Origin of the sequence: Accumulibacter sp., assembly GCF_023806565.1 — a bacterium.
In the GTDB taxonomy this organism is placed as follows: Bacteria; Pseudomonadota; Gammaproteobacteria; order Burkholderiales; family Rhodocyclaceae; genus Accumulibacter.
Genome location: NZ_JAMTDV010000130.1, coordinates 1 through 8816, shown reverse-complemented (window position 1 = coordinate 8816; position 8816 = coordinate 1). Strand labels below are relative to the sequence as shown.

Here is an 8816-nt window from a genome sequence, read left to right as displayed (position 1 = left end):
GGCGAACACGACTCGATCAGGTCGTAGGCCTCGTCCGGCTTGCGCGAATGCTCCCGCGTGCGGCTCCTGATGATGTTGACCTGGCGACGGCCTGGAGCCAGCGTGCGGGCGCCGCGCCCGCGCACACCGAAGAGGATGAATTCGGTCGTTTTGCGGAAATAGAAACCGACGCCACGTCCGTCCGGCCCCCCGTCCTTGCCGATTTTGTGCCACAAGAGGTTGCTCTTTTAGGCGGCGCCCCAGGCTGCAAGAACCCGCAGGCCCTCGGGCAGGAGCGCGTTCGGTATCCACAAATAGAGATGGGCCGGCTCGGCAACGATTGCGGACACCGGCAACGCCAAAATATCGTCAAGCGTCATCGTTGCGTATCGGCTGAGACGCTTGTGCTACGGCGCCATTTTGGCGGTACGGTTCTGAAATTGCCACGGCGGATCCGCGAGCACGGTGCGAAACTCGCGATCTCCGACTCATTGCAACAACTCACCGGCGGCAACCGGCAATTCTTCGCTCATCTCTTTCCTTCGTCGCCAGGGGGACTCGCGCCAGCGGCGCCGGCAGACGTCGCGGCAAGCAATGATAACGCCAGAGAGAGAGGTAGACTGCTTGCACCAGCAGCAGCGACAGGCGATTCCCCACGGCCGGTGCTTCAGGGCGGCCTCCAGATTCGCTCCCCGGAATCTCTGGCGGAAGACCCCCAACCCCGGCGCGTGAGCGTCGACTTGGCGGGCCCGATGCGACTACCACGGCCCCCTCCGCGATACGAGTTCACTTCTCTGCCAGGATCGGAAGATGTTCAGACGCGAGCTTGAATATTTTTTTGCTGCGCTGCGCTTTTTCACTCGCCTGCCAGTGCCGGCCTGGGTGGGCCACAGCAGTCAAGCGCTCGACCGGGCGAGCCGCTATTTCCCGGCAGTGGGCCTGATCGTGGGGGCTATCTCCGCCGTGGTCTTCACCCTGACGTCTCTCATCTGGCCGATGACCCTGGCGGTGCTGGCGGCAATGGTCAGTTCGCTCTACTGGACGGGTGCGTTCCACGAAGACGGCTGGACCGACATGGTCGACGGTTTCGGTGGTGGCTGGGAAAAGGCGAAGATTCTCGCGATCATGAAGGATTCGCGAATCGGCAGCTTTGGGGCGATTGCGCTTATCATGCTGCTGCTGACCAAATTCTGCGCCCTACTCGAATTCGAGCGGCAGGAAATCCCGCGGATCCTGATCGCTGGCCATACGATCTCCCGCTTCGCGGCGGCGACCCTGTTGCGGGCCCTCGCTTATGTCCGTGACGAAGGCAAGGCGAAGCCACTGGCGACGCGCATCGGCTGGGGAGAACTCTGCTTTGCCGGTGTCACTGCCCTGCTGCCGCTTCTCCTGCTGCCACCGCAAGACGCACTCGCCGGCTGTCTCCTTGCCGCTCTCGCCACTGTGTGGCTGGCGCGCATGTTTCAGCGGCAGATCGGCGGCTACACCGGCGACTGTCTGGGGGCCACGCAGCAACTCGCCGAGGCTGCATTTTACTTGGGCATGTTGTGCAGCTTTTCCTGATCCGCCATCCGCGGCCATTGCTGCGAGAAGGCCTTTGCTATGGCCAGCTCGACGTCGATGCGGAAGATCCACTGCCGATTGCCGAGCGCCTGGGCACCTTGCTGCCGGCCGACATCCCGGTAGTGGCGAGTCCCTTGCGACGTGCGCGCGGCTTGGCCGAGGCCCTGCATCGACAGCCCACGTTCGATCGGCGCTTGCTGGAAATCCACTTCGGCGATTGGGAGGGTGTCGCCTGGAAGGACATCGACCGCCAATTGCTCGACGCCTGGGCGGCCGACCCGCTGCACTTCGTCGCTCCGGGCGGAGAGTCCGCAGCAGTTCTGCAAGCACGCGCGCTCGACTGTGTCTCGAGCCTGGGCGGCGACCGCGTCGCGCTCGTCACCCACGCCGGCGTGATCCGAGCCCTGCTCGGGCATTGGCTACGGTTGCCAATCGACGAGTGGAGCCTGCTGCCGCTCGCTTTCGGCAGCGTCACGCTGCTCGAGATCGAGGCCGACGCTGCGCAGCGCGGCCCGCGGAAAGAACAGCGAGCCGGTGCGGGGGTCCTGCACTATTGCAATCGTTGACCACCGGGCCAAGCTCGTCGCTCAGCCGCGCGGATGGTGCCGGGCGTGCAGGGCCTTGAGCCGTTCGCGCGCGACGTGCGTATAGATCTGGGTCGTCGAAATATCCGCATGTCCCAGCATCATCTGCACGACGCGCAGATCGGCACCGTGATTGAGCAGGTGCGTGGCAAAAGCATGGCGCATCACGTGCGGCGACAGGCGCGCAGGATCCAGCCCGGCCTGCAACGCGTAGCGCTTGATCAGTTGCCAGAAAGCCTGGCGCGTCATCGCCGAGCCGCGTGCGGTGACGAACAGCGCGTCGCTCTGGCGCCCGGCGAGCAGCGTCTGCCGGCCGTCACCGAGATAACTTCGCAGCCAATCGCACGCTTCCTCGCCGAGCGGCACCAGGCGTTCCTTGCCACCCTTGCCGAAGACGCGCACGATGCCCATGTCGAGCTGGATTTCGTGCAAGCGCAGAGCGACCAGCTCGCTCACCCGCAAACCGGTCGCGTACAGTGTTTCCAGCATCGCCCGGTCACGCTGCCCAAGTGGCGTCTCGACCCGCGGGGCAATGAGCAGGAGCTCGACCTGCGCTTCCGAGAGCACCTTTGGCAGACGAGACGGTTTCACCGGCATGGCGATCTTCAGTGTCGGATCGCCTTCGCGCAGGCCGCGAGCAAGCTGATGGCGGTAGAATCGGCGCAGGGACGACAGGTAGCGTGCCTGCGAGGACGCGCGCAGCGACTGCGAAATCGTCGCCACGAAACGCAGGAGAGTCGCTTCCTCCACGCCGCGCAGGCCGCCGTGCTCGTGTTCGGCCAGCCAGGCCGCCAGGTGCATGAGATCGCTGCGATAACTGGCCAGCGAAGCCTTGGCCAAGCCGTCTTCCAGCCATAGGCTGTCACAGAAGAAATCGATCGCGGCGAGATCGGCCGGGTCGACCTCAGCAGCCTTCATGCGCCAGCAGCCAGCGCTTAACGTCGAGCAGAAAGCCCTCCCGGCGACCGGCAAAGCCACCGAGGCGGCTCTCTGCTGCCAGTACGCGATGGCAGGGAACGACGACCGGATACGGATTCGCGGCGCACGCCTGTCCAACCGCACGCGGCGCACTGTGCACCAGCCGCGCCAGCTCGCCGTAGCTGCGCGTCCGATGCACCGGGATTGCTGCAATCTGTTGCCAGACGCGGCGCTGGAAGATGCTGCCGGCAGGACGCAAGGGCAAGGTGAAAACGTACTCGGCATTCGCCAGGTAAGCCGCCAGTTGCTCTGCCGCCGCTGCGGCCAGCGCGTTGCGCGGAGCCTGCTCGGCGGTCGGGGCAAGGAAGACGATGCGGTGGATTTCCTGTTCGTCACAAGCCACGCCGAGACTGAAGGAGGGCGCACTGATCACCACCTGGCAGTCGGACGCATTCGTGCCCATCGCCCCGGCACCGGCGACTGTCACGGCGACTTGCCGAGCAACTCCTGCTTGAGGTCATCCTGCACCGGCTTGTTCCCCAGCCAGATCGCCAGCAGTGCCCGGTAGAAGTCCTCGCCGGCAATGTCCTTGCCTTTTGCCTGCCCGTTGACGGTCAGTCGTGTTCCGCTCTCCGGCAGCCAGTCGATCAGCACGCTGCTGCCACTTTTCGCTTCGCCAGTCGCCAGCATGGCGTCGGAAAACTGTTGCAGACGATCCTTCAGCGCTCCCATCTCGGCGTCCGAGTGGTTGCTCGCCATACCTTCCTGCAGCGCGTCGACGAACTGCTTTGCCGAAAGGTCGCGCAACAGGACGATCGAAATCCGCTTGGCGCCCCGCGCGGTGAGTGCCGCGGCTGCATCACCGGTCTTTGCCGGCAGATACAGGGCCATAGCATACACCTTGAAGATGGCCTTCTTGCGCACGCCGGCGCCATTGACCACCAACTCGCCAGTACCGACGCGAGTCTTGTCGTCGAACTTGACACCGGCAACCTCGACCGCTGCTGCGAGGTTGAATGCCAGGGCGGCGATCGTCGCCAGCAAAACATGTTTCATGCGATCTCCTTCTCGTAGCAAATCATTCCGGCGAAATTCTTGCGCCCTGTGGCGGCCTCCGCCTGCCGCCACGGATTTCCGTCGGGCAGGCAGGCCCGCGGCGACGCCGGGTTACGCACGCACTTCGCCGTGGCCAAGGACGACCCACTTCTGGCTCGTCAACCCTTCCAGACCGACCGGACCACGCGCATGAATCTTGTCGGTCGAAATGCCGATTTCGGCACCCAGACCATACTCGAAACCGTCGGCGAAGCGGGTCGAAGCGTTGACCATCACCGACGCCGAATCGACTTCGCGCAGAAAGCGCATCGCCGACGTGTAATTCTCGGTGACGATCGCGTCGGTGTGATGCGATCCATAGCGATTGATGTGCGCTATCGCCTCGCCGAGACCGCTGACCACCTTGAGCGAGATGATCGGCGCCAGGAACTCGCTGGCGTAATCCTCGTCGCTCGCCGCCCTCGCCTCCTTGACGCGGTCCACGGTTTCCGGACAGCCGCGGATCTCGACGCCCTTCTGCGTCAGCATCGCGGCGATCGGCAGCATCAGCCGGGCAAGCTGCGAACGCGCCAGCAACAACGACTCGGCCGTATTGCAGGTACCGTAGCGCTGCGTCTTGGCATTCTCGACGATTCGCAGGGCTTTCTCTGCATCGGCGTCGTCGTCGACATAAACGTGGCAATTGCCGTCCAGATGCTGAATCATCGGCACCCGTGCCTCGGCCAGCAGGCGCGAGATCAGGCCCTTGCCACCGCGCGGAACGATTACATCGACGAATTCCCGCATCCGGATCAGATGGCCAACGGCGGCGCGATCAGTGGTTTCGATGACCTGCACCGCGGTCGCTGGCAAACCGAAGCTGGCCAGCCCCTCGTGGACCAGTGCGGCAATCGCCCGATTGCAGCGGATCGCTTCGGACCCGCCACGCAGGATCGACGCATTGCCCGACTTCAGGCAGAGGGCGGCGGCATCCGCGGTGACGTTCGGGCGTGCCTCGTAGATGATCCCGATGACACCGAGCGGAACACGCATGCGGCCGACCTGGATACCACTCGGCCGAAACTTCAGGTCCGTAATCTCCCCGACCGGGTCGGGCAAGGCGGCCACCTGCTCGATGCCTGCCGCCATCGCGGCGACGCCCTTCGCGGAGAGAGTCAGGCGGTCGAGCATCGCCGTTTCGAGGCCGGCAGCGCGCGCGGCGGCGAGGTCTTCCTGATTCGCGGCGACCAGTGTTGCGCTCTCGCGCCGGATCGCCGCCGCGATCGCACGTAGTGCGTCGTTCTTCGCATTGCTGTCGGCGCGCGCAATGAGCTGCGCGGCCTCGCGCGCCGCGCTGCCGACGGTCTGCATGTATTGCTCGATGTGCATGATGCATCTCTGTCCGTATGAGCAGCCCGATTATAGGCATTGACTGCGTGCCGACGTCAACGGAACCTCTGCCAGCGGTTACACTCTGAGCACTATCTTCTGTTGCCCGCTGCGCCAATGAAAAAGAAACTCATCCTGCCTGCCGAAGTGAAGGTCTGCGCAACCTGCAGCTACTGGGATGGTCAGCGCATGGTGGACACCGAGCTTCGCCTGGTAGTCGTCGATCCGGATTGCGAGGGCGAGTGTCTCGTGCAGACGAAGTGCAGCCCGGGCCTCAACGACGTGCGCCACGAAAGCGGCAATTGTGTCTGGGAACATCTGGCTCCCGACCCCTCGCCGCCCAACGGCGGCAACTCCTGAAAAGTCTCTCGATTTTTCAGGCAACGGCGATACACAGGGCAAGCCGGCGAAACTCGTCCCATACGTCGCCAGCAGCGATTCCCTTGATCATCCGGTCGATGCGCGCTGCCTGCGCCAGTGCGCCCTGCGCGCGTTCCTCGTCGACGCGCTGCAGGGCGCGCCGGATCAACCCTTGCCGCATGCCCCAAATGCGTCCGTCGCGGAGCAACGCGTCGAATGACTGGCGTCTTGCGAGACCCGCGCTGATCTGTGCCAGCGCACGTACTTCCTCGGTCATTGCCCAGAGCACCAGCGGCGGCGCCTCGCCCTCCTGTTGCAGGCCGTCGATCATACGCACCAGGCGCGCCACGTCACCGGCCAGCATCGCTTCGCGCAGGCCATCGAGGTCGTAACGCGCGACGTTGAGGACGGCGTCGCGAATCTGCTCGAGGCTGAGCACCCCGGGTGGGTAGAGCACTCCCAACTTGAGAATCTCCTGGTGTGCTGCAAGCAGGTTGCCCTCGACGCGGTCAGCGATGAAACGCAATCCGTCAGCGGCAGCACTCTGCTGCTGGCGACCGAGGCGACCGGCAAGCCAAGCAGGCAACTCGTGCAAACCAGGTGCAATCAGCTTGACGACCACCCCGGCACGGACGACGGCGTTCATCCAAGCGGCCTTTTCCTCCCGCCAGTCGACGCCGATCATGGTGACCAGCAGCAGTGAATCCGGCGAGGGACGGGCGCAGTAATCCTGCAGCGCCAAACCGCCTTCACGCCCCGGTTTGCCAGTCGGAACACGCAGGTCGATCAGCGTGCGACCGCCGAACAGCGAAAGGCTGCCTGCGGCGTGATGCAGATCGGTCCAACGGAATCCGGCGACCGCGTTGAGCACTTCGCGCTCGTCGAAACCGCGTCGGCGGGCCGCAGCCCGAATCGTATCGGCCGCTTCGAGCACGAGCAGCGGTTCATCGCCATGGACCAGGTAGATCGCCCGGAGGTCGCGCTCGAGATGGGCCGCAAGCTGCTCGCCCTTGAGCTGCATGTGCGGCGACCTCTACTGGGAAGCTGCCGGGAACACCGGCTTGCTGGCGGCCAAGCGACGCATCAACTGTTGCACCAGGTCGTTCTCCATGTCCCGCCAGAGCAAAGTTTCCTCCTGTTGCTTGGCGAGTACGTTGGAATCGTCGTAGGTCAGATCGCGGACCAGTTCGATGCTGCTCGGCGCAACCAGATCGCGGCCCTTGTCGTCGGTGATCCGGTAATTGTACAGATAGCGCAAGCGCAACTCGCTCACTCGACCGGTACCCGAGACCGAGAGAATCACCCGGTCGCGCGACTCCAGTCCGGGCACCAGCGTTGCCTGCGCTTCGTTTGCCGTCAACGCCACACGGGTCGTTCCGGAGGCGCGGATGGCACGTTTCAGGTTGACCGCGATCACCGAATAGTCGGGCATCGCCAGGTAGAGACTCTCGTAGGGCAGCGAGTAAGCCCCGCGCAACTGAAAGCCGCAGCCGGCTAGCCAGATGAGGGTTGCCGCGAGCAAGCCAAAGCGCACCAGCAAACGCATGGGATTTCCGCCTTTCGGCCTCAGACGACGATATTGACCAGACGACCCGGAACCACCACCACTTTCTTCGGCACCGCCCCGGCCAGATGCCTGCGCGCCGCGTCACAGGCCAGTGCGGCCGCCTCGACGCTTGCCCGGTCAGCGCCGGCCGCCACTCGCAGGCTGCCGCGCAGGCGACCATTGATCTGCAGCACCAGCTCGACTTCGTCCTGCGCCAGGGCAGTCGGATCGGGTTTCGGAAATGCCTCTTCGCTCGCCGTGTGGCCTGGCCTGAGTGCCGCGTAGAGCGCTTCGCAGACGTGTGGCACGATCGGACTGAGCATCAACGTCACCGCTTCCAGCGTCTCCTGCCTTACCGAGTTCGCCGCGGCAGAGTCGCCGGCAATCCGGCCGTAGGCATTGAGCAACTCCATCACCGCTGCGATTGCCGTATTGAACTGCTTGCGCCGTCCGTAATCGTCAGCCACCTTGGCGATCGTCTGATGCAATTGCCTGCGCAATGCGCGCAGTTCAGTCGACAGCTCGGCGGTCGGTGCAGGCGTCACGCGAGCCGCCGCGAGGTGTTCGTAGACCAAGCGCCAGAGTCGCTTGAGGAAGCGAAAAGCTCCCTCGACGCCGGCATCGGACCATTCGAGCGACTGGTCGGGCGGACTGGCAAACATGATGAACAGGCGTGCCGTATCGGCGCCGAACTGCTCGATCAACGCCTGCGGGTCGACGCCGTTGTTCTTCGATTTCGACATCTTCTCGATGCCGCCGACAACGACCGGCAGGCCGTCGGCCCGCAGCGTCGCACCGCTGGCGCGACCGCGTTCGTCACGCACGGCGTCGACCTCGGCCGGATTGATCCACTGCTTCTTGCCGTGGCCATCATCGCGGTAAAAGGTTGGTGCGACCACCATCCCCTGCGTCAGCAGGTTGGCAAAGGGCTCGTCGAGCCGGTGCTCGCCGAACAGGCCAAGGTCGCGCATCAGCTTGGTCCAGAAGCGCGAATAGAGCAGATGCAGGATGGCGTGCTCGATACCCCCGATGTACTGGTCGATGCCGCCCTCGCACCAGTAGGCGACCCGTTCGTCGACCATCGCATGCTCGTTGTCCGGGCAGCAGTAGCGCAGGAAATACCACGAAGACTCGACGAAGGTGTCCATGGTATCGGTCTCACGCTTCGCCGGCTGGCCGCATTGCGGGCAGAGGCATTCGTAGAACTCCGGCATCCGGGCGAGCGGCGATCCGGCACCGGTAATCGTGACGTTTTCCGGCAGCACCACCGGCAAATCCCGGTCGGGTACGGGCACGCCACCGCAGGCGGCGCAATGGATGATCGGGATCGGGCAGCCCCAGTAACGCTGCCGCGAGATCCCCCAGTCGCGCAGGCGGAACTGCATCTTTTTCTCGCCGAGACCCATGGCCGAGAGGTCGGCGGCGATCGCGTCGACGGCAGC

10 protein-coding genes and 1 pseudogene are annotated in these 8816 nt (G+C 64.5%); 3 read left to right on the top strand and 8 right to left on the bottom strand.

What is annotated here, in order from left to right:
- Window positions 1-443: pseudogene (locus NFV80_RS15595) on the bottom strand (MT-A70 family methyltransferase); the annotation flags it as partial.
- A gap of 346 nt (window positions 444-789) precedes the next feature.
- Here NFV80_RS15595 and NFV80_RS15590 point away from each other — a divergent pair.
- Window positions 790-1542, top strand: coding sequence for an adenosylcobinamide-GDP ribazoletransferase (locus NFV80_RS15590; protein ID WP_295325151.1), 753 nt, complete (start codon window positions 790-792; stop codon window positions 1540-1542).
- A 17-nt stretch (window positions 1543-1559) separates the two neighbouring features.
- Entirely contained in the window at window positions 1560-2108 is a 549-nt protein-coding gene (locus NFV80_RS15585) for a histidine phosphatase family protein (RefSeq protein ID WP_296759288.1), read from the top strand.
- 21 nt (window positions 2109-2129) lie between these two features.
- On the opposite strand, the gene xerD is transcribed toward NFV80_RS15585, so the two are convergent.
- From xerD to NFV80_RS15565, 4 genes are all read right to left on the bottom strand, one after another.
- Complete coding sequence (gene xerD, locus NFV80_RS15580; protein WP_295325145.1) at window positions 2130-3044, bottom strand: site-specific tyrosine recombinase XerD; 915 nt, start codon at window positions 3042-3044, stop codon at window positions 2130-2132.
- Window positions 3031-3531, bottom strand: coding sequence for a methylated-DNA--[protein]-cysteine S-methyltransferase (locus NFV80_RS15575; protein WP_366143441.1), 501 nt, complete (start codon window positions 3529-3531; stop codon window positions 3031-3033). Before NFV80_RS15575 ends, xerD begins: the two co-directional genes overlap by 14 nt.
- Complete coding sequence (locus tag NFV80_RS15570) at window positions 3528-4100, bottom strand: chalcone isomerase family protein (RefSeq protein WP_295325142.1); 573 nt, start codon at window positions 4098-4100, stop codon at window positions 3528-3530. The genes NFV80_RS15575 and NFV80_RS15570 overlap by 4 nt, the downstream gene beginning before the upstream one ends.
- A gap of 111 nt (window positions 4101-4211) precedes the next feature.
- Window positions 4212-5468, bottom strand: coding sequence for a glutamate-5-semialdehyde dehydrogenase (locus NFV80_RS15565; protein ID WP_295325139.1), 1257 nt, complete (start codon window positions 5466-5468; stop codon window positions 4212-4214).
- Window positions 5469-5585: 117 nt separating this feature from the next.
- Here NFV80_RS15565 and NFV80_RS15560 point away from each other — a divergent pair, with 117 nt between their 5' ends.
- Window positions 5586-5828: a hypothetical protein gene (locus tag NFV80_RS15560; RefSeq protein ID WP_295325136.1), complete on the top strand. Its 243-nt coding sequence runs from the start codon at window positions 5586-5588 to the stop codon at window positions 5826-5828.
- 16 nt (window positions 5829-5844) lie between these two features.
- Here the strand turns inward: NFV80_RS15560 and holA are convergent, their stop codons facing one another.
- The 3 genes from holA to NFV80_RS15545 form a co-directional block, all read right to left on the bottom strand.
- Window positions 5845-6849 (bottom strand): DNA polymerase III subunit delta, encoded by a 1005-nt coding sequence (holA, locus tag NFV80_RS15555; RefSeq protein WP_295325133.1) that lies wholly within the window; start codon window positions 6847-6849, stop codon window positions 5845-5847.
- A 12-nt stretch (window positions 6850-6861) separates the two neighbouring features.
- Window positions 6862-7374 carry an LPS assembly lipoprotein LptE gene (lptE, locus tag NFV80_RS15550; RefSeq protein WP_295325130.1) on the bottom strand — a complete coding sequence of 171 codons (513 nt, stop codon included), beginning with the start codon at window positions 7372-7374 and terminating at the stop codon, window positions 6862-6864.
- A 20-nt stretch (window positions 7375-7394) separates the two neighbouring features.
- Window positions 7395-8816 (bottom strand): class I tRNA ligase family protein (locus tag NFV80_RS15545; RefSeq protein ID WP_296759262.1); only part of this gene is annotated, 1422 nt, incomplete at its 5' end.

Coding starts and splice junctions, on each gene's coding strand:
- NFV80_RS15565 (WP_295325139.1), bottom strand. CDS start 5,468: ATGCACATCGAGCAATACATGCAGACCGTCGGCAGCGCGGCGCGCGAG.
- NFV80_RS15560 (WP_295325136.1), top strand. CDS start 5,586: ATGAAAAAGAAACTCATCCTGCCTGCCGAAGTGAAGGTCTGCGCAACC.
- xerD (WP_295325145.1), bottom strand. CDS start 3,044: ATGAAGGCTGCTGAGGTCGACCCGGCCGATCTCGCCGCGATCGATTTC.
- lptE (WP_295325130.1), bottom strand. CDS start 7,374: ATGCGTTTGCTGGTGCGCTTTGGCTTGCTCGCGGCAACCCTCATCTGG.
- NFV80_RS15570 (WP_295325142.1), bottom strand. CDS start 4,100: ATGAAACATGTTTTGCTGGCGACGATCGCCGCCCTGGCATTCAACCTC.
- holA (WP_295325133.1), bottom strand. CDS start 6,849: ATGCAGCTCAAGGGCGAGCAGCTTGCGGCCCATCTCGAGCGCGACCTC.
- NFV80_RS15590 (WP_295325151.1), top strand. CDS start 790: ATGTTCAGACGCGAGCTTGAATATTTTTTTGCTGCGCTGCGCTTTTTC.